Origin of the sequence: Paraburkholderia sp. BR14374 (assembly GCF_040948685.1) — a bacterium.
Lineage (GTDB): Bacteria > Pseudomonadota > Gammaproteobacteria > Burkholderiales > Burkholderiaceae > Paraburkholderia > Paraburkholderia youngii.
Genome location: NZ_JBFPKF010000005.1, coordinates 139,141 through 159,089 on the forward strand (window position 1 = coordinate 139,141; position 19,949 = coordinate 159,089).

19 protein-coding genes and 1 riboswitch are annotated in these 19,949 nt (G+C 65.8%); of the genes, 4 read left to right on the plus strand and 15 right to left on the minus strand.

Going from position 1 to position 19,949, the window contains the following annotated elements; translation table 11 throughout:
• Window positions 1-25 precede the first annotated feature (25 nt).
• Complete coding sequence (ruvA, locus tag AB3X86_RS13775; protein WP_018421776.1) at window positions 26-607, minus strand: Holliday junction branch migration protein RuvA; 582 nt, start codon at window positions 605-607, stop codon at window positions 26-28.
• 88 nt (window positions 608-695) lie between these two features.
• A complete protein-coding gene (gene ruvC, locus AB3X86_RS13780; RefSeq protein ID WP_368596403.1) occupies window positions 696-1,238 on the minus strand; it encodes a crossover junction endodeoxyribonuclease RuvC in 543 nt (180 codons plus the stop codon).
• A gap of 131 nt (window positions 1,239-1,369) precedes the next feature.
• Here ruvC and AB3X86_RS13785 point away from each other — a divergent pair, with 131 nt between their 5' ends.
• On the plus strand, window positions 1,370-1,609 hold the full coding sequence (locus AB3X86_RS13785) for a hypothetical protein (protein ID WP_368596404.1): 240 nt from the start codon (window positions 1,370-1,372) through the stop codon (window positions 1,607-1,609).
• A gap of 74 nt (window positions 1,610-1,683) precedes the next feature.
• Here AB3X86_RS13785 and purH read toward each other — a convergent pair whose 3' ends face one another.
• From purH to AB3X86_RS13810, 5 genes are all read right to left on the minus strand, one after another.
• Complete coding sequence (gene purH / locus AB3X86_RS13790; protein ID WP_368596405.1) at window positions 1,684-3,249, minus strand: bifunctional phosphoribosylaminoimidazolecarboxamide formyltransferase/IMP cyclohydrolase; 1,566 nt, start codon at window positions 3,247-3,249, stop codon at window positions 1,684-1,686.
• 56 nt (window positions 3,250-3,305) lie between these two features.
• A complete protein-coding gene (locus AB3X86_RS13795) occupies window positions 3,306-3,539 on the minus strand; it encodes a Fis family transcriptional regulator (protein WP_013090496.1) in 234 nt (77 codons plus the stop codon).
• Window positions 3,536-4,612 (minus strand): tRNA dihydrouridine synthase DusB, encoded by a 1,077-nt coding sequence (dusB, locus tag AB3X86_RS13800; RefSeq protein WP_176380885.1) that lies wholly within the window; start codon window positions 4,610-4,612, stop codon window positions 3,536-3,538. Before dusB ends, AB3X86_RS13795 begins: the two co-directional genes overlap by 4 nt.
• A gap of 186 nt (window positions 4,613-4,798) precedes the next feature.
• A complete protein-coding gene (locus AB3X86_RS13805) occupies window positions 4,799-6,070 on the minus strand; it encodes a UbiH/UbiF/VisC/COQ6 family ubiquinone biosynthesis hydroxylase (protein WP_368596406.1) in 1,272 nt (423 codons plus the stop codon).
• A gap of 6 nt (window positions 6,071-6,076) precedes the next feature.
• Complete coding sequence (locus AB3X86_RS13810; RefSeq protein ID WP_368596407.1) at window positions 6,077-7,483, minus strand: aminopeptidase P N-terminal domain-containing protein; 1,407 nt, start codon at window positions 7,481-7,483, stop codon at window positions 6,077-6,079.
• 211 nt (window positions 7,484-7,694) lie between these two features.
• Here AB3X86_RS13810 and AB3X86_RS13815 point away from each other — a divergent pair, with 211 nt between their 5' ends.
• On the plus strand, window positions 7,695-8,309 hold the full coding sequence (locus AB3X86_RS13815) for a glutathione S-transferase C-terminal domain-containing protein (RefSeq protein ID WP_368596408.1): 615 nt from the start codon (window positions 7,695-7,697) through the stop codon (window positions 8,307-8,309).
• An 86-nt stretch (window positions 8,310-8,395) separates the two neighbouring features.
• Here AB3X86_RS13815 and lnt read toward each other — a convergent pair whose 3' ends face one another.
• The 6 genes from lnt to miaB all read right to left on the minus strand — a co-directional run bounded on the left by lnt (window position 8,396) and on the right by miaB (window position 15,156).
• Complete coding sequence (lnt, locus tag AB3X86_RS13820; protein WP_368596409.1) at window positions 8,396-10,147, minus strand: apolipoprotein N-acyltransferase; 1,752 nt, start codon at window positions 10,145-10,147, stop codon at window positions 8,396-8,398.
• A 117-nt stretch (window positions 10,148-10,264) separates the two neighbouring features.
• A complete protein-coding gene (locus AB3X86_RS13825) occupies window positions 10,265-11,170 on the minus strand; it encodes an HlyC/CorC family transporter (RefSeq protein WP_368596410.1) in 906 nt (301 codons plus the stop codon).
• Window positions 11,171-11,389: 219 nt separating this feature from the next.
• Window positions 11,390-12,049: a gamma-glutamylcyclotransferase gene (locus AB3X86_RS13830; RefSeq protein WP_176121805.1), complete on the minus strand. Its 660-nt coding sequence runs from the start codon at window positions 12,047-12,049 to the stop codon at window positions 11,390-11,392.
• 31 nt (window positions 12,050-12,080) lie between these two features.
• Window positions 12,081-12,539, minus strand: coding sequence for an rRNA maturation RNase YbeY (gene ybeY, locus AB3X86_RS13835; protein ID WP_368596411.1), 459 nt, complete (start codon window positions 12,537-12,539; stop codon window positions 12,081-12,083).
• A 90-nt stretch (window positions 12,540-12,629) separates the two neighbouring features.
• Entirely contained in the window at window positions 12,630-13,709 is a 1,080-nt protein-coding gene (locus tag AB3X86_RS13840; protein WP_368596412.1) for a PhoH family protein, read from the minus strand.
• A gap of 61 nt (window positions 13,710-13,770) precedes the next feature.
• Window positions 13,771-15,156 carry a tRNA (N6-isopentenyl adenosine(37)-C2)-methylthiotransferase MiaB gene (gene miaB, locus AB3X86_RS13845; protein WP_368596413.1) on the minus strand — a complete coding sequence of 462 codons (1,386 nt, stop codon included), beginning with the start codon at window positions 15,154-15,156 and terminating at the stop codon, window positions 13,771-13,773.
• Window positions 15,157-15,576: 420 nt separating this feature from the next.
• Between miaB and AB3X86_RS13850 the strand changes: the two genes are divergently transcribed.
• Window positions 15,577-16,278: a helix-turn-helix domain-containing protein gene (locus AB3X86_RS13850; protein WP_368596414.1), complete on the plus strand. Its 702-nt coding sequence runs from the start codon at window positions 15,577-15,579 to the stop codon at window positions 16,276-16,278.
• A 138-nt stretch (window positions 16,279-16,416) separates the two neighbouring features.
• Window positions 16,417-16,600: riboswitch (FMN riboswitch) on the plus strand.
• 149 nt (window positions 16,601-16,749) lie between these two features.
• Window positions 16,750-17,469, plus strand: a complete 720-nt coding sequence (ribB, locus tag AB3X86_RS13855; RefSeq protein ID WP_368596415.1) for a 3,4-dihydroxy-2-butanone-4-phosphate synthase — start codon at window positions 16,750-16,752, stop codon at window positions 17,467-17,469.
• A 98-nt stretch (window positions 17,470-17,567) separates the two neighbouring features.
• Here the strand turns inward: ribB and AB3X86_RS13860 are convergent, their stop codons facing one another.
• Window positions 17,568-18,254 carry an HAD family phosphatase gene (locus tag AB3X86_RS13860; protein WP_176365616.1) on the minus strand — a complete coding sequence of 229 codons (687 nt, stop codon included), beginning with the start codon at window positions 18,252-18,254 and terminating at the stop codon, window positions 17,568-17,570.
• Between the two features lie 132 nt (window positions 18,255-18,386).
• Complete coding sequence (glpK, locus tag AB3X86_RS13865; protein WP_368596416.1) at window positions 18,387-19,886, minus strand: glycerol kinase GlpK; 1,500 nt, start codon at window positions 19,884-19,886, stop codon at window positions 18,387-18,389.
• Window positions 19,887-19,949: the final 63 nt, after the last annotated feature.

The window sequence follows — 19,949 nt, forward strand, 5'->3', positions numbered from 1 at the left end:
CATTGTACCGCGCACGGATCGCGCATCAGCCCTTCGAGAGCGCCTTCAGCGCGAGCTTGATGCCCTCGGACACGCCCGTGCCGGCCGGCACGTTCTTGATCGCCGCGAGCGCTTCTTTTTCCGAGTAGCCGAGCGCGAGCAGCGCATTGAGGATGTCCGACGCGTGGTCGGATGGCGACGCGGCGCCCGCCATCGCACCGAGGTCGGCGCCGAGCTTGCCCTTCAGTTCGAGCAGCAGCCGCTCGGCGGTCTTCTTGCCGATACCCGGCACACGCGTGAGGCGCGCGGCGTCCTGCATCGTGACGGTCTGCGCGAGCTCCGCGACGCTCATGCCCGACAGCACCGCGAGCGCCATGCGCGCGCCGATGCCGGAAATCTTCAGCAGCTCGCGGAAGGTCGCGCGTTCCTGCGCGGTGCCGAAGCCGTACAGCAGATGCGCGTCTTCGCGCACGATCATCTGGGTGAGCAGCACGATGCGCTCGCCGGTCGACGGCAGGTTGTAGAACGTGCTCATCGGCACGTCCACTTCATAGCCGACGCCGTTGCAGTCGACGAGCAGATGCGGCGGGTTTTTTTCCAGCAGAACGCCGGCGATGCGACCGATCATGGCGGATTAGTTTTCAGAGTCGGATGGGAATGCGCGAGTGTAGCGCAGCGGATCGGCGGCGCGAACGGCATCGTGTATCTGCGTCGCGCTAGCCGACCAGACGCCCGCGCCGCACCCGCAGACCCTTCTTCGCGAGCGCCGGTGCGATGCCGCCTAGCGTGCTCAGCGTCGAGCCGCCGTGCGCATGGCAGATGGCCATGCCGAGCGCGTCGGCGGCGTCTGTGCCGGGCACACCGGACAGGCTCAGCAGCCGCACGACCATCTGCTGCATCTGGTCTTTGGTCGCGCGGCCATAGCCGACCACCGACTGCTTCAGTTGCAGCGCGGTGTATTCGGCGACCGGCACGCCGCCCGCGACGAGCCCGCAGATCGCGGCGCCGCGCGCCTGGCCGAGCAGCAGCGTCGACTGCGGATTGACGTTGACGAAGACTTTTTCGATCGCCGCCTGATCCGGCGCGTGCTCGCGGATCAGCGTCGAGATGCCTGCGAAGATGGTGCCGAGCCGCGACGGCAGATCGGCGTCGGCGGTGCGGATCACGCCGCTCGCGACGTAGCGCAGTGTGTGGCCGCGTTGTTCGATCACGCCGAAGCCGGTCACGCGCAGGCCGGGGTCGATGCCGAGAATTCTCATGAAGTGCCGCACAAGCGATAAAAACCAGGTGCCTGCGATACTACAACGAACGCGGCGTGCGGCGGACCGCTGACAGCATGCCTGGCGGAATAAAAGCTGCTAAAGGCCTTGCACGAGGAGGGCGATCGGGAATGGAGCGCTACCGCAATCTCAGCCGCGACTCGGGCGTCGACGCCTATGAAATCGGCGACGATTTCATCAAAGTGCGCTTTCGGCCGGGTGTCGTGTATTGGTACACAGAGGCAAGTGTTGGCGCCGAGCAACTCGCGGTACTGAAGCGTCTCGCGCGGCGCGGCCAGGGTTTGGGCACGTACATCAGCCAGCATGCGCAAGTGCGGGGCGGTTACGCGCGCAAAGATCCGGACGATTGAACGCGTCGCTGCAAGACAAAAGGCCCGGCGGGACAACCCGCCGGGCCTTTTTTCAGCTACCGAACTTCAGCCGATCAATGACGGAAGTGACGCACGCCCGTCAGCACCATCGCGATGTTGTGCTCGTCGGCGGCCATGACCACTTCGTCGTCGCGCACCGAGCCACCCGGCTGGATCACGCAGGTCGCGCCTGCCGCGACCACGACGTCGAGACCGTCGCGGAACGGGAAGAACGCGTCCGATGCGACCGCCGAACCGGCCAGCGTCAGACCGGCGTTCTGCGCCTTGATGCTCGCGATACGCGCCGAGTCCACGCGGCTCATCTGACCCGCGCCGACGCCGAGCGTCATGCCGTTCGCGCAGAACACGATCGCGTTCGACTTCACGTACTTCGCGACACGCCATGCGAACAGCAGATCGTCCATTTCCTTCGGCGTCGGATGACGCTTCGTGACGACGCGCAACTCGCGCGGCTGCACGTTCCTGGAGTCGAGCGACTGCACCAGCAGGCCGCCACCGACGCGCTTCAGATCGAAAGTGTTGTGGCCTTCGCCCAGCGCGATTTCGAGCAGACGCACGTTCTGCTTCGCCGCGAATACCTGACGCGCGTCGGCGCTGAACGACGGCGCGATCAGCACTTCGACGAACTGCTTCGCAACGGCTTGCGCCGCCGCTTCGTCGACTTCGCGGTTGAACGCGATGATGCCGCCGAACGCCGAGGTCGGATCGGTCTGGAACGCCTTCGAGTACGCTTCGTGCGCGTTCGCGCCCACCGCGACGCCGCACGGATTCGCGTGCTTGACGATCACGCAGGCCGGCACATCGAAGGTCTTCACGCATTCCCACGCCGCGTCGGAGTCGGCGATGTTGTTGTACGACAGTTCCTTGCCCTGCAACTGGTTGTAGTTCGCGAGCGCGCCGTCCGGCACGGTCAGGTCGCGGTAGAACGCCGCGCTCTGGTGCGGGTTTTCGCCGTAGCGCAGGTCCTGTACCTTGTTGAACGCCATGTTGAAGGTGGCCGGGTACTCGTTGCGCGACGAGTGCTGCAACTCGTCGGTCAGGCTCGTCAGGTAGTTCGTGATCGCGCCGTCGTACTGCGCGGTGTGAGCGTACACCTTGGTCGCGAGACGGAAGTTCGTCTTGTACGACACCGTGTTGCCGTTCGCGCGCATTTCGTCGAGCACGACCGCGTAGTCGGCCGGATCGACCACCACCGTCACGTCACGATGATTCTTCGCGGCCGAGCGCAGCATCGTCGGGCCGCCGATGTCGATGTTCTCGATCGCGTCTTCGAGCGAGCACTCTTCCTTCGACACGGTATGCACGAACGGGTACAGGTTCACGACCAGCAGGTCGATGGTCGGAATGTCGTGCTTCTCGAGCGCGGCCATGTGTTCGGGCAGATCGCGGCGTGCGAGGATGCCGCCGTGCACCTTCGGATGCAGCGTTTTCACGCGCCCGTCGAGCATTTCCGGGAAGCCCGTGTAGTCGGCGACTTCGGTGACGGACAGGCCCGCGTCCGCGAGCAGTTTCGCGGTGCCGCCGGTCGACAGGATCTTGATGCCGAGGTCCGACAGCGATTTGGCGAAGTCGACGATGCCGGACTTGTCGGAAACGGAGATGAGCGCTTGCTTGATCATGATGAAGACGAAAAGCCGAAGGGGAAACGTGGCAGGGCGCGAGAATCTACAACGCGCTACAGCAAACCGTGTTGTTGCAGCTTCTTGCGCAGCGTATTGCGGTTGATGCCGAGATACTCGGCGGCCAGCGACTGGTTACCGTTGGCCTGCTCGAGCACCACTTCGAGCAAGGGTTTTTCCACGCATGAAATGACCATGTCGTAGACGTCGTGCGGATTGGAGCCGTCGAGATCCTGGAAATACACATCCAGGCTGTCGCGGACAGATTGTTCGATGTTGTTCTTGCTCATGCTGCTAGTCGGTCGGTGTTGTCCTCGCCCTGGCTGTCGAGCCCGGGGTTGCCGGGCGCTTCGTCGACGTAGACGAGGCGGTCTGAGATCGCCTTTTGCGCGTCAAAGAACTCGTTGACGGCGAGGAGTTGTTCGCGCGTGGTGTCCAGCGTATTCATGCGATGCCGGAACAGGTTGGCGCCGGAAAGGCCGCGAGTGTACCAGCCGATGTGCTTGCGCGCAGTGCGGACACCGGTAAATTCCCCGTAAAAAGCGTAGTGATCTTCGAGATGTTCGTTCATCACCTGCTGGATTTCGTCGATGCGCGGCGGCGGCAGCAGCTCGTCCGTTTGCAGGAAATGTTCGATCTCGCGGAACAGCCACGGACGACCCTGCGCGGCCCGCCCGATCATGATCGCGTCCGCGCCGGTCGCGGCCAACACCTCGCGCGCCTTTTGCGGCGACGTGATGTCGCCGTTCGCGACGACCGGAATGTTGACCGCCGCTTTCACGGCGGCGATGGTTTCGTACTCGGCGTCGCCGTGGTACAGGTCGGCGCGCGTGCGGCCGTGCACGGTCAGCATCGAAATGCCCGCCGCTTGCGCGAGACGCGCGACGTTCAGCGCGTTTTTGTTCTCGCGATTCCAGCCGGTGCGGATTTTCAGCGTGACGGGTACCGCGTCGGGCCCGACGCCCACCGCGTTTACGACGGCCTCGACAATGCGCTGCACGAGCGGTTCGTTCTGCAGCAGCGCCGAGCCGGCTGCCACGTTGCAAACCTTCTTGGCCGGGCAGCCCATGTTGATGTCGATGATCTGCGCACCGTTCGCGACGTTGTAGCGGGCGGCCTCGGCCATCATGTCCGGGTCGGCGCCAGCGATCTGCACCGCGATCGGTTCGACCTCGCCCTCGTGATTCGCGCGGCGCATGGTCTTTTCGCTTTTCCACAACTGAGCGTTCGACGCGACCATTTCCGACACCGCGTAGCCCGCGCCGAGCCGTTTGCACAGCTGGCGAAACGGCCGGTCGGTCACGCCGGCCATCGGGGCGACGAACAGGTTATTGCGCAGAATGTGGGGGCCGAGAGTGGGCATGACGTGAGCGTGCGCCGACGTCGGGTCAGATTTGACAATCGTGACGGCCGGCGCAGCGCGAAATGCGAGGGAAAACCAACATTTTAGCGTTAACGGGTTGCCGGGACTCGCGAACCGGGTCTCGTAACCTGTTAAATCTTCTATGAAAGTCGCGCGGCTCATAGAGCCGCGCGGCGTTTTGCGTCCTTAGCGGCGCTGGCCGAACATCATCTGGCGGGCGAGCGCGGTTTTCACCGGCGGGACGAATTCGAGTGCGGTCAGCGCGAGGCCGCGCAGTACCGCGAGCGGCGCGAAGTCGATGGTAAACAGGCGCGCCAGCGTGTCGGTCGAACCGATCGTCAGGCGCCGGTCGAGCGCGCGGCGCTGCGCGAAAGTGGCGAGCGCGAGCGGTGTCGGGCCCTCGGCCGACAGCGCATCGGCGAGAGCGTGCGCGTCTCGCAGGCCCAGGTTGAGGCCTTGGCCCGCCACCGGATGCAAGGTCTGCGCCGCATTGCCGATCGCGACGATATGGCCGTTCACGAGCGTGTCGACCGTGTTGAGACCGAGCGGAAACGACGCACGGCCCTTGATGTGCGTAAAGCGGCCCATGCGGTCGCCGAACGCGGCATCGAGCTCGCGCAGGAACGCTTCGTCGGAGAGCTGAGCGCGGCGCGCGGCTTCGTCGGGCGCACAGCACCAGACGAGCGCGTAGTCGGCGCCGCGTACGCCACCCATCGGCAACAGCGCGATCGGGCCTTGCGAAGTGAAGCGCTCCCATGCGACGTGCGGCTGCGGTGCGGACACGGTGACCGTGCCGACCAACGCGGTTTGGCCGTAGTCGCGCGAGCCGGCGCGCTTTTTTCCGATGCTGCGTGCGCCGGCGTCTTCGTCCGTGGCGCGGCTCGGGATTTTCGCGTGCTTCTGGTCGCCGAACAGGCCGCCTTCGGCGTTCACCAGAATCCGCGTGCGCAAATGGCGCGCTACGCCCGCGGTTTCGATCGGCAGCGTGACGCCGTCGAGCTCCTGAACCGGCGCACCGGCCGACGTCGAGCGGAACCAATGGACCGGCGTCGCGTGCACGGCGTCGGCGAGGCCATGCACGATCGAGCCGTAACGCAGCACGTAGCCGAGCGCGGGCAGGCCGTGCTCGCGATGATCGATCAGCGTGCGGCCGAAATGACCGCGCTGCGACACGTGAATGCGCTCGATCGCGGTGGCGTCGGCCGGCCAGCGCAGCGGCTCGAGGATCATCCGGCTGCCGTGGGAGACCGCGATCGCGCGCGGATCGGCGATCGAGTCTTCCGGCTCGCGCGCGTCGACGAGCGCGATCTTCAGTTCGCGCGTCACGCTGCGGCGCGCGAGCCAGCCGGCGAGCGCGAGGCCGACCGGACCGGCGCCGACGATAGTCACATCGAAATCGAACCCTTGCTGGTGGGAGGCGGGCCTCAAGATCACCGCCGATGGAGACGCTTCATTCATCGCCGATCAGGTCCTCTGTTGACGAGCCGCTCGTGCTTCCTGCATCAGCGCCTCGATCTCGTCGGCGGCGACCGGCACGTCGCGCGTCATCAGCTCGCAGCCGGTCGGCGTGACGATCGCGTCGTCCTCGATGCGGATGCCGATGTTCCAGTAGCGCTCGGGCACACCTTCGGCCGGGCGCACGTACAGGCCCGGCTCGATCGTCAGCGTCATCGACGCGCGCAGCGTGCGCCACGGCAGCGCGCCCGCTTCGTCGCGCGGCGCGCCGCGCTCGCGGTAGTCGCCGCAGTCGTGCACGTCCATGCCGAGCCAGTGGCCGGTGCGGTGCATGTAGAACGGCGCGTAGGCGCGCTCGGCGATCACGTCGTCGACCGATGCGAACTTCGCGCGCGGCACGATGCCGGTGTCGAGCAGCCCCTGCGACAGCACGCGCAGCGCGGCCTGATGCGGATCGTCGAAGCTCGCGCCGGCGCGCGTCGCATCGACGGCGGCCTGCTGCGCGGCCAGCACGATGTCGTACAGCTCGCGCTGCGCCGGCGTGAACCGGCCGCTCGCCGGGAACGTGCGCGTGATGTCGGACGCGTAGCCGTCGAGTTCGCAGGCCGCGTCGATCAGGATCAGGTCGCCGTCGCGCGCGATCGCGTTGCCGGCGGGGTAGTGCAGCACGCACGCGTTGGCGCCGGCCGCGACGATCGACGTATAGGCCGGCGCCTGCGCGCCGAACTTGCGGAACGTATAGAGCAGTTCGGCCTCGAGTTCGTACTCGCGGATACCGGGCCGGCACACCGCCATCGCGCGACGGTGCGCGGCCGCCGAAATCTGTCCGGCGCGGCGCATGATCGCGAGCTCGTGGTCGTCCTTGACGAGCCGCATCTCGTCGAGCAATGGCAGCAGGTCGCGCGCGGCCGTGGGCGCGACGGTGCCGCTGCGGCTTTGCGCGCGCACCGCGTCGAGCCAGCCGCGCACCTGCTCGTCCAGATGCGCCGAGGTGCCGAGCGCATAGTGCAGCGCCGACTTGTCGGCGATGATGCGCGGCAACTGCGTGCCGAGCTCGCCGATCGGGAACGCGGCGTCGAGCCCGAATGCTTCGCGCGCGCCGTCGGGGCCGAAGCGCAAGCCTTCCCACGTTTCGCGCTCGACGCTCTTCTCGCGGCAGAACAGCACCGACGCGGGCGCGCCGGGCGCAGCGCTGGCATCGAGCACCAGCAGCGCTTCGGGCTCGGTGAAGCCGGTCAGATAATAGAAGTAGCTGTCGTGGCGGTACGGATAGTCAGTATCGCGGTTGCGCAGCGCTTCCGGCGCGGTCGGGACGATGGCGACGCCGCCACCCGCGGCGCGCAGCGCGGCGAGAACGCGCTCGCGGCGCGTGCGGTAGACGTCGATGGCGATGGTGGGTTCGGTCGGCTGGTTCATCGTGCGATTGTAGCGCCGCGTGTCTCCAGGCCCCATTCTCCGCGCACGACATCGACTCCCTTTGTGCGAATTCCGACGGCGCGGCGGCCGCCGTCATGTTGCAATCCGTCCACAGCGGCTCGGCGGACAGTTCGCGAAGATGCCGCCAGCACGTTCGCGAAAGCCTTAGACCACTTATACTTTCGCCGGATTCAGAAAAAGGCAGAAGGTCATGATCAAACTCATCGGTTCGTTCGGCAGCCCGTATGTGCGTAAAGCGCGCATCGTGCTCGCCGACAAGAAGATCGACTACGAACTGGTGCCCGAGAACGTCTGGGCGCCGGATACCCGGATTCACACCTTCAACCCCCTCGGCAAGGTGCCGTGCCTCGTGATGGAAGACGGCGAAGCCGTGTTCGATTCGCGGGTGATCTGCGAATACGTCGATACGCTGTCGCCGGTGGGCAAGCTGATTCCGCCGTCGGGGCGCGAGCGCATCGAAGTGCGCTGCTGGGAGGCGCTCGCCGACGGCGTGCTCGACGCGGCCGTGCTGATCCGTCTGGAAAGCACCCAGCGCGCCCCCGAGCAGCGCGTGGACGCGTGGGTCGCGCGGCAGCAGCGCAAGATCGACGAAGCGCTGATAGCGATGTCGCAGGGGCTTGGCAGCAAGCCGTGGTGCGCGAGCAATCACTACACGCTGGCCGACATCGCGATGGGCTGTGCGCTCGGCTATCTGGACTTCCGTATGCCGGAACTGAACTGGCGCGAAGCGCATCCGAACCTCGACAAGCACTTCGAGAAGCTGTCGCAGCGGCAGTCGTTCATCGATACGGCGCCGAAGGATTGATGAAGCTCGAATGAGCATAAAAAAATGCGCCTGCATGTCAGGCGCATTTTTTTGCGGGCGGTGTTCGTTTGACGTGGGCGCCGGCGTTACCGCTTGCCGTTGCGCCGCCGCGCGATCCCCGGTCCGAACGCGAAACCGATCGCGAGCAGCAGCACCGACACCGCGAGCACCGTGTTGTTGCCGCTCGTCACGTAAGGTGTGTTGCCGGCGGTGCCTTGCACGTTGACGTCGAGCGAGCCGACCGTGTATGGCGTCAGGCGCCCGATCACGCGGCCGTTCGCGTCGATTGCGGCGGTCATGCCAGTGTTGGTTGCGCGCAGCATCGGCCTGCCGGTTTCGAGCGAGCGCATGCGCGCGATCTGCAGATGCTGGTCGAGCGCGATCGTGTCGCCGAACCACGCGAGATTGGTCGAGTTGATCAGCACGCCGGCGGGCGTCGCGTTCTCGCGCAGCGTGCGCGCGATTTCCTCGCCGAAGATGTCCTCGTAGCAGATATTCACCGCGACCGGCTGGTTATGCACCATGAACGGCTTTTGCACAGGCGGGCCACGGAAGAAGTCGCCGAGCGGTATGTTCATCAGGTTCACGAACCAGCGGAAGCCCCACGGCACGAATTCGCCGAACGGCACCAGATGGTGCTTGTCGTAGCGATAGATTTCGTGCGAGCCGGGCGTGACGCCGAACAGGCTGTTGGTGTAGTCGACCACCCGGCCTTCCGGCGTGATCGTGCCGCCGATCGCGCCGAACAGTAGCGAGCTGCCGGTCGAATCGGTGAATTGGCGGATCGCGGCCGCGAAGTTCGGCGGCAGCTGCTGCGCGAGCACGGGGATCGCGGTTTCCGGCGTGACGATCAGATCGGCCGGCTTCGACGTGATCATTTTCTGATACTCGTCGACCGCCGCGCGCAAGCCGGCTTCCTCGAATTTCATCTCCTGCTTCACGTTGCCTTGCAGCAGCCGCACCGTCAGCGGCGCATTGGCGGGTGTCGTCCACTGCACGAGCGGCAGCAGCAGGCCGATCACGAGCAGTGCGAGCGCGACGCAGGCTGGCACGGCGATGGCGGCAACGCGCGTGCCGCGGCCGCGCGCGGCGCGGCTGTCGACGTCACCAGCGGCGCTGGCGTTCGGCTCGCGCGATTCATTGGCACGCCCGGGGCGCCAGGACGGCAGCAGCGCCAACAACGCCTGCACGATCAACGCGGCCGTCAGCGCGACCATCCAGCCGACGCCATATACGCCGACCACGGGCGCAAACCCCGCCAACGGGCCGTCGACTTGCGCGTAACCGGTGGCGAGCCACGGAAAGCCGGTGAACACCGTGCCGCGCAGCCATTCGCCGATCGCCCACGCGCTGGCAAAAGCCAGCGCGCCGTGCCAGGTCGGCGAGAATGGCGCGCGGTCGTCGGCCGCGCCGTTGCGCGCATGGCCCGCGCAGAACGACCATATCCCCGCGGCGAGCGCCGGGTAGAGGGCGAGATACAGCGAGAACAGCACGAGCGCCGTGCCGGCGAGTGGCGCCGGCATGCCGCCGTAGTAGTGCATGCTCACATACAGCCACCAGACCCCGCTCACGAAGTTGCCGAAGCCGAACGCGCCGCCCGTCAACGCGGCGCTTTTCCAGCCGGTGCTGCGCGTGAGCCACGCGAAGAAGAACACGAAGATCGCGAGTTGCAGCCAGCCGCCATGCGGCGTCGGCGCGAACGACAGCGTATTGGCCGCGCCCGCGGCCAGTGCGACGAGGTAGTGCCAGCGCGGCAGCGCGCGGCTGCGCGTGACGTCGTCGGTGGCGGCGGGAGCGCTCACGCCGCGGTGCGAACGGGAAGTGATCGGGTCGGCCATTGTTGCGCGGTCGGCGTCGGAAGTTGAAAGGGTAAATCAGTAGGCAAGCGACTAGGCGACGCGCCCGCAAAAACAGCGCGCGGGCGCTCGGGCCGTGCATCGGCCCGAGCCGCCGGCTCAGGTCTGCACGTGCTGCGACTCGCGTTCGCGCTGGCCCGCGAGCGGGTCGCGGCGCACCAGCAGCATGTGGATCTGGCGGGCGTCGCCGCGCAGGATCTCGAAGATCAGATCGTCGAGGCGCACTTTCTCGCCCCGATGCGGCACCCGGCCGAAGTGATGCGTGACCAGCCCGCCGATCGTGTCGACTTCTTCGTCTGAATATTGCGTGCCGAAGGTGTCGTTGAACTGCTCGATCTCGGTCAGCGCGCGCACCCGGAAGCGTCCGTCCGGCGACGCGATGATGTTGCCGCTTTCCTCGTCGAAATCGTATTCGTCCTCGATGTCGCCGACGATCTGCTCCAGCACGTCTTCGATCGTGATCAGGCCCGCGACCCCGCCGTATTCGTCGACGACCACCGCGAGGTGGTTACGGTTCACGCGAAAGTCGTGCAGCAGCACGTTCAGCCGCTTCGACTCGGGGATGAACACGGCCGGGCGCAGCATGCCGCGCACGTCGAATTCTTCTTCGGCGTAGTAGCGCAGCAGATCTTTCGCGAGCAGCACGCCGATGATGTTGTCGCGATTGCCCTCGTAGACTGGATAGCGCGAATGCGCTTTCTCCAGCACGTAGGGGATGAATTCGGCGGGATTGTCGGCGATGTTGATCGCGTCCATTTGCGCGCGCGGCACCATGATGTCGCGCGCGCTCAGTTCCGACACCTGGAACACGCCTTCGATCATCGACAGCGAGTCGGCGTCGATCAGGTTGCGCTCGTGCGCGTCCTGCAGAATTTCCAGAAGTTCGGCCCGCGAGTCGGGTTCGGGCGAGATGAAGTCGGTCAGGCGTTCGAGCAGCGAGCGCTTTTCCTGCGGTTTGTCGAGATGGCGTCCGGTATGGCGTCGACTGGGATACGTGTCGTTCATGGTAGTGCGCCCGGCGAGACTGGGCGCGCTGTTACAGAGCGTTAAGGATACACCAGGCACATGGCGGAACCGTGTCCGGCCGGGCCTGGCGATGAGTGAAGCCAAGGTGAAACGGCCGCGCCGCGAAGGCGGAGCGTGGAATCATCCTAACCGATTACGCGGTCAAAAGCGCTCGCCGGCAAAAAAGTCGCGGGTGGGGTTTTCGCCGAGATGACGAAATTACACGGCCGGCTTGCAGCGCGCGAGCAGCGCTTCGAGCGCGCGGTCCGGCATGCCGCTTTCGCGCAGCGCATGCACGGTGCGGCTTACGTAATCGAAAGTCGTGCCGTAGCGGCCGCTCGCGCAGCCCAGCACGGTCTGAATGATGTCGTCGCGCAGCTTGCCGGTGTAGCTCGGCACGTCGCGGCGCATCACGAAGGCGAGAGCGTCGACGCGCCGGCCGTCCGCGAGTACGCATGGCAGCCACGCGGGACGGTACGAGCCCATCGGCATTTCGCGGCGCCACAGTGCTTCGAGATGCGGCATCGAGCCATCGGCCGCGAGCCGGAACGCCATGCCGGTGCACGAGCCGCCACGATCCAGCGCGAGCACGAGGCCGGGCTGCTCGGGCGTGCCGCGATTCACACGCGACCACAGATAGAGGCCGCGGTGATAGCCGTGCACCTTTGAGCGCATCGCTTCGACGGTGGGCAGTCCCGGGTTCCAGATCAGCGAGCCATAGCCGAACAGCCATAGATCGCTCTGGCGGTCCCAGCCGCGCAACGTGCATTCGAGCGACGCGCGCAGTTCGTCGTCAGTCAGAAGCCGCGAGTCGCCGAGCACCGGCGGGTAGTCCGGACAGGGCACAGGAATCTCGGTTTCGGGGGACGGAGTGCTCACGGTGGGTCCGGTTGGATGAGGGGCGGGACGTCTATTGATAAGGGTCCGGAAAGCCGAGCCTGGCGAGGATTTCGGTTTCGATCGCCTCCATTTCCTCGGCTTCTTCTTCAACCTCGTGGTCGTAGCCTTGTGCATGCAGCGTGCCGTGCACGAGCAGGTGCGCGTAATGCGCGGCAAGCGGTTTGCCCTGCTCGGCGGCTTCCTTCTCGACCACCGGGCAGCACAGAATCAGATCGCCCGTCACCGGGTCGTCTTCCGATTCGGCATAAGCGAAGGTCAGCACGTTGGTCGCGTAATCCTTGCCGCGATAGGTGCGGTTCAGCGTGCGGCCTTCTTCGGCGTCGACGAAGCGAACCGTCAGTTCGCCGTCTGCGAACAGCGCCGCCTTGATCCAGCCTGCCACCGTCGCGCGCGGCAGTAGCGCCTTGTGTTCCGGCCAGGCTTTGGCGGGGAATTGCAGGCTCAGTGTTAGTTTCGGGGTGCGGCTCATGCGGTTTCTGTGCGTGGCGTTCGTGGCTCAGTCGTTTTTTGCGGCATGGTGGCGAGGCCACGCGGGCCTCGCGCTGCGAAGCGCATCGCTTTAGCGCGAATCCGCCGCGGCGGTCGACTTCTGCGCATGCGCATCGTACGCCTCCACAATTCGCGCGACCAGCGGATGACGCACCACGTCCGCGCTCGTGAAGCGCGTGAGCGCGATGCCGCGCACGTTCGCGAGCACCTGCTGCGCTTCGATCAGCCCGCTCTTCTGGCCGCGCGGCAGGTCGACCTGGGTCGTGTCGCCGGTGACGACCGCCTTCGAGCCGAAGCCGATCCGCGTGAGGAACATCTTCATCTGCTCGGGCGTGGTGTTCTGCGCCTCGTCGAGGATGATGAACGCGTGATTCAGCGTGCGGCCGCGCATGTACGCGAGCGGCGCGATTTCGATCATCTGCCGCTCGAACATCTTCGCGGTTTTGTCAAAGCCGAGCAGGTCGTACAGCGCGTCGTACAGCGGACGCAGATACGGATCGACCTTCTGCGCCAGATCGCCCGGCAAGAAGCCGAGCCGCTCGCCCGCTTCGACGGCCGGGCGCGTGAGCACGATGCGCTTGACCTGGTCGCGCTCCAGCGCGTCGACCGCGCAGGCCACCGCGAGGTAGGTCTTGCCAGTGCCGGCCGGGCCGACGCCGAAGGTGACGTCATGCGACACGATCTGCTTCAGGTACTCGCGTTGCGCCGGCGTACGGCCGCGCAAATCCGCGCGCCGCGTGTACAGCTTCGGGCCGTATTCCTCGAAGTCGTCTTCGCTCGCATCGGTATCGGCGGGCTGGTCGAACGGATGATCGGGATTGCCGGTGAAGCGCGGGTCGACGACGTCGCCGCCATTGCCATTGCCGTTCGAACGATGGCGCGCCGGATGGCGCACTTCGACGAGCGCGAGCTGGATGTCGTCGACCGACAAGGGCTCGCGTGCGCTGTTGTAGAAGTTTTCGAGCGCGGTGAGCGCGAGTTTCGCGCCGCGCCCGCGGATCGTGATGCGGTGGCCACGGCGCTGCAGGGTCACGTCGAGCGCCTGCTCGATCTGCCGCAGATTTTCGTCGAGCGGTCCGCAGAGGTTGGCAAGCCGCGCGTTGTCATCGCGCGGTGCGGTGAATTCCAGATGCTGCTGAGTGGTCTTCAAGGCGGTGAGTCGATCCTGTCGGTTGCGATACTCAGAATGTCGGTCAGTGCGCTTAGCGTGCTCAGTGCGCCACGGCGGCGCTGTCGTCGTGAACCATCACCAGTTCGCCGCGCAGCGAGTGCGGGTACGCATGCACGATCTTCACGTCGACCATCTGACCGATCAGCCGTGCATGCGACGCCACCGGCGCCGGGAAATTGACGACCCGGTTGTTCTCGGTGCGGCCCGCGAGCTCGTTCGGGTCCTTGCGCGCCGGGCGCTCGACCAGAATGCGCTCGACCTTGCCGACCATCGCGTCGCTGATGCGCTGCACGTTCTCTTCGATCGTGGCCTGCAGATGCTGCAGACGTTTCAGCTTCACCTCGCGCGGCGTGTCGTCGTGCAGGTTCGCGGCCGGCGTGCCGGGGCGCGGGCTGTAGATGAACGAGAAGCTCGTGTCGTACTTCATCTCTTCGACGAGCGCCATCATCTTCGCGAAGTCTTCCTCGGTCTCGCCGGGGAAGCCGACGATCATGTCCGTCGACAGCGACAGATCCGGGCGGATCGCGCGCAGCTTGCGGATCACGGACTTGTACTCGAGCACGGTGTAGCCGCGCTTCATTGCCATCAGGATGCGGTCGGAGCCGTGCTGCACGGGCAGATGCAGGTGACTGACGAGCTTCGGCACCTTCGCATAAGTGTCGATCAGGCGCTGCGTGAATTCCTTCGGATGCGACGTCGTGTAGCGAATCCGTTCGATGCCGGGGATGTCCGCGACGTATTCGATCAGCGTCGCGAAGTCGGCGATCTCGGTCGAGCCCAAGGTCAGTGCGCCACCGAATTTTCCACGATAAGCGTTCACGTTCTGGCCAAGCAGCGTGACTTCGCGCACGCCCTGGTCGGCGAGGCCGGCGATTTCGGTCAGCACGTCGTCGAGCGGACGCGACACTTCCTCTCCGCGCGTGTACGGCACGACGCAGTAGCTGCAGTACTTGCTGCAGCCTTCCATGATCGACACGAACGCGCTCGGACCTTCGACGCGCGCCGGCGGCAGGTGATCGAACTTCTCGATTTCGGGAAACGAAATATCCACCTGCGCGCGGCCGCTCGCGCGACGCTCGTCGATCATCTGCGGCAGGCGGTGCAGCGTTTGCGGACCGAACACGATATCGACGTACGGCGCGCGCGCGACGATCGATGCGCCTTCCTGGCTAGCGACGCAGCCACCCACGCCAATGATCAGATTCGGATTCGCGTCCTTCAGCTCGCGCACGCGGCCGAGGTCGGAGAAGACTTTTTCCTGCGCTTTTTCGCGCACCGAGCAGGTATTGAACAGGATCACGTCGGCGTCTTCCGGCGTGTCGGTCTTTACGAGTCCTTCAGCGGCACCGAGCACGTCGACCATCTTGTCGGAGTCGTACTCGTTCATCTGGCAGCCAAAGGTTTTTACATAAACTTTCTTGGTCATCGAATTTCGCCGGTCGCAGTGGTTAACCTGGGGGCGTCGTAAAAAGGTGAAGGAGGCCGCGGCGCGGGGCAGCGCGGCGCTTGATGGCCGGCTTGCGCGTGTCTTTGCAGCGTAACTGCATATTATAGCCCTTCACGCTGCGGGGGTTTTAGCGCTCATCAGGCGCTCATCAGGCGCTCATTGGCTGCTGCAGCGGCAGTCCCAGCGGGCTTCCCGGTTGATCCGACACCTGCGCGACGCGCTCGGCGAGGAAATCGAGCAGCGCGCGAACGCTCGCCCAAGGCGCGTGAGTCGTCAGTTGCTTGCCTCCGCCATGCTGATAACAGTGTGACGATAACTTCGTTGGGCGCGGCGAGAGCCGATGCTATCTTGCCTCCACTTACTGCTCTTGCGCCGCTGGGCGGCGCTCTGGAGGCCAATATGCATTCCCCGCTCGCGCTGGTCCGCGATCCTTCGGCCGATGGCGATACCAACGCCGCGCCGCGCTCTGCCGAACCCTTCGATGCGCTCGAACAGCTGGTCGGCGTGAATCTGGCGCGGCTGCGCGCCGAACGCCAGCTTTCGCTCGATGCGCTGGCGCGCGCATCCGGCGTGTCGCGCGCGATGCTCGCGCAAATCGAGTCGGCGCGCAGCGTGCCGTCGATCAAAGTGCTGTGCAAGGTGGCGGCGGCGCTGAAAGTGTCGGTGGCGGCGTTCCTGCGGCGTCACGCGACCAACGGCTTCGAGCATCTGCCGGCCGAGCGTTCGGCCCGCGTGGTCAGCGCGAACGGGCGCTACTCGGTGCGCCCGCTGTATCCCGACGACGAGTCGATCGCCGCCGAGTTTCACGAGCTGCGGATCGCGCCGCTGCATACGGAGGCGGGCATTCGCCGCGCGCCGGGCACGACGGTGAATCTGGTGGTCAGCGACGGCACGCTCGAAGTCAGCGTGCACGGCCAGCGCCAGCTGCTCGCGACCGGCGACGCGATCGTGTTCGACGCCGACCAGCCGCACAGCCTGCGCAATCCCGGCGACACCGAGGCGCGCGCGTTTCGCGTGACGCTGCGGGCTGAGACGCCGCCGCGCTGGGAAGTGCGGGCCGCGAGCGCCGCGTGCGATGAAGCTGCGCGCGTATCGGGTTGAGAATCGACGGCATTCGAGGTTCTGGCGCAGCTCGGGGCGTCGATGCAGGGCCAACGCCGCGAGTAGGGTCTTTGATCGTCGCGCTGCAGCGCTTGCGCGACTGTTGTATGCTTCGCCGGCCGGTCAAACCGGCAATCAGTGCGTCTTCAGGGCGGGGTGCAATTCCCCACCGGCGGTAGGCCGACAGCGCGACAGCGTGAGCCGGCAAGCCCGCGAGCGCCCGCATCGAGTGGTCTTCGCAGTAGCGGAGATTGCGGCGGGGTCAGCAGATCTGGTCAGAAGCCAGAGCCGACGGTGATAGTCCGGATGGAAGAAGATGTGCAGATAGTCAGGTGCGTTCCGCGATGCCGCCCGTAGCTTGGGCGGCTGATGATCGTCCGCTCTCGTGCGGTGTGCCAGGCGGCAGCGCGTCAGTCTGTTTGCAATGCCCTGAAACGTTTTTCGCCCAACTTTTGCGATGAGCGTTTCAACATGTCCTTTGCTACTTTTCCCGCTCCGTCGACGATTGCAGACGATGCCTTCGCCGATCTCCCTCTGCTTGCCACCGAAGCCGTTCCGCCGCGTATCGCCGCCGCCTTGCAGGCATTGCGCGAGGGTCGCGCCGTGGTGCTGCAGGACGACCACGACCGCGAGAACGAAGCCGATCTGATCGTCGCGGCCGAGCGCCTGTCGGTCGAAACGATGGCGCTTCTGATCCGCGAATGCAGCGGCATCGTGTGTCTGTGCCTGCCCGACGACAAGATCCGCGCGCTCCAACTGCCGCCGATGGCCGTCAACAACGAAAGCCGTCACGGCACCGCGTTCACGGTGTCGATCGAAGCGCGCGAAGGCGTCAGCACCGGCGTGTCCGCGCAGGATCGCGTGACCACGATCCGCGCCGCGATCGCCGATACGGCCACGCCCGCCGACATCGTGCGCCCTGGCCACGTGTTCCCGCTGCGCGCGATGCCCGGCGGCGTGCTGGCACGGCGCGGCCACACCGAAGGCACCGTCGATCTGGCGATCCTCGCGGGCCTGAAGCCGGCGGGCGTGCTGTGCGAACTGATGAACGCCGATGGCACGATGACGCGCGGTGCGGACGTCGAACGCTTTGCCGCGCAACACGGTCTGCCGATGCTGACGATCGCCGAGCTGGTCGAGTTTCGCGAGACGCTCGCGCGGGTGCGCGAGGGCGCGATGGCCGAGGCTTGACGGGCCATCATGCTTCGAGCGGCACGCAGTGCCATGACGCAAAAAGCCGGTTCTTCGCAAGGAGAACCGGCTTTTTTTATCCGCGTTGCGCGAATCCGCTACGACTGCACGTCGCCGAACTCGCCGCGCACGCCCGCGTCGATCAGCGCCGGCAGTTCATCCATATGCTTGATGATTCGCGTGATGCCCATCGCGCGCAGCGCATCCGCATAGCCGTCCGGAATATGGCTCGCGCCGACGAAGGCGATCGTCTTCATGCCGGCCGCGCGCGCCGCGTTCAGGCCCGAGACGCTGTCTTCGACGACGAGGCAGCGCGCGGGCTCGACGCCGAGCGACGTGGCCGCGAACAGATAGACATCGGGATAGGGCTTTGGCCGCGCGACCTGCTCGGCGCTGAACACCCGCTCGCCGAAAATCTGCTGCAGACCGGCCCGCCGCACCGATGCGCTCACACGTGTCATGCGGCTGTTCGACACGACTGCGGCCGGCAGCGTCACGCGCTGCAGCGCGTCGCGCACACCGTGGATCGGACCGAGCGACGCGGCGAGCGCGAGCTCGACGTTGTGCTCGATCGCATCGAGGAAGTTCGCGGGCAGTGTGATGTCGAACTGCTTTTCGAGGCCGGCGAGAAAGCGCGAGGTTTGCTGGCCGAACGCGGTTTTGATGACGGGGGCGAAATCGATGCCGGGGAAGGTGGCCGTCAGCGTGTCGAACATCACGCGATCGGCGATGACTTCACTGTCGACGAGCACGCCGTCGCAGTCACAGATGAGGTGGTCGATCATGCCTGAAAAACGATAAGCGCAATGCGCGCGGGCGGCGGGTTGCGGGGCCCGCTCGCCGGGGTGAAAAGCGACATCATACGTGCTTTCGGACCACGTCCTTTCGATGTTCTGCGTGCCCGCGGCCTTACGGCCTTACGGCGTATCGGCCCAAGCCTTCGCCGCGCGGATCGCGCGCTGCCAGCCATCGAGGCAGGTCCTGATCTCCGCGTGCGGCCGCGCCGGTGTGAAGCGATGTTCGAGCTTCCACTGGCTCTTCAACTCGTCGATATCCTTCCAGTAGCCGACCGCGAGACCGGCCAGATAGGCGGCGCCGAGCGCGGTCGTCTCCGACACCTGGGGGCGCACCGTGTCGACGCCGAGGATGTCGGCCTGGAACTGCATCAGCAGATTGTTCGCGCAGGCGCCGCCATCCACGCGCAGCTCGCCGATGCGAATGCCCGAGTCGGCTTCCATCGCCTTCAGCACATCGAGCGATTGATACGCGATCGAATCGAGCGCCGCACGCGCGATATGCGCGGAGGTCGTGCCGCGCGTGAGCCCGAACAGCGTGCCACGCGCATGCGCGTTCCAGTGCGGAGCGCCGAGGCCGGCGAACGCAGGCACGAGATACACGCCGTCGCAATGCGGCACGCTGCGCGCGAGCGTTTCGATTTCGGCCGCGCTCCTGATGATGCCGAGGCCGTCGCGCAGCCACTGCACCACCGCGCCGGCGATGAAGATGCTGCCTTCGAGCGCGTAGTCGATACGCTCGCCGATCTGCCAGGCGATCGTCGTGACCAGATTGTTCTTCGATTCGATCGGTTTGGCGCCCGTGTTCATCACGAGGAAGCAGCCGGTGCCGTAGGTATTCTTGACCATGCCGGACTCGGTGCACATCTGGCCGAACAATGCGGCGTGCTGATCGCCGGCGATGCCCGCGAGCGGAATCTTCGATGCGAACACGGTGGTCACCGTCGGTCCGTACACCTCCGACGACGGCCGCACTTCCGGCAGCATGTTGCGCGGAATGTCGAGTGCGGAGAGCAGCTCGTCGTCCCACTTCAGCGTGTGGATGTTGAACAGCATCGTGCGCGACGCGTTGGTTACGTCGGTGATGTGCAGCGCGCCCTTCGTGAAGTTCCACATGAGCCAGCTGTCGACGGTGCCGAACGCGAGCCGGCCCTGACGCGCTTTTTCGCGCGCGCCTTCGACGTTGTCGAGAATCCAGCGGATTTTGGTCGCCGAGAAGTACGAGTCGATCGGCAGACCGGTCTTCGCGCGCACGCTCGCTTCGAGACCTTGCGCTTTCAGTTCGTCGCAGAAGTCGGCGGTGCGGCGGTCCTGCCAGACGATCGCGTTGTAGATCGGCTGGCCGGTTTCGCGATCCCACACGATCGTGGTTTCGCGCTGGTTCGTGATGCCGATCGCCGCGATCGACGTGCCGTTCATGCCGGCTCGCGTGACCGCCTCGGCGGCGACGCCGGCCTGGGTCGACCAGATTTCCCGCGGATCGTGCTCGACCCAGCCAGGCTGCGGGTAGATCTGCTGGAATTCCTTTTGCGCGCTCGACACGACGTTGCCGCGCCGGTCGAACAGCATCGCGCGTGAGCTGGTGGTGCCTTGGTCAAGCGCGAGGACGTACTGATCCTGCATTGTCTCTTCTCCATGCATGTTATGGATCGCCGGATCGTTTGGCCGGCGATGCGAGCCGCGTGT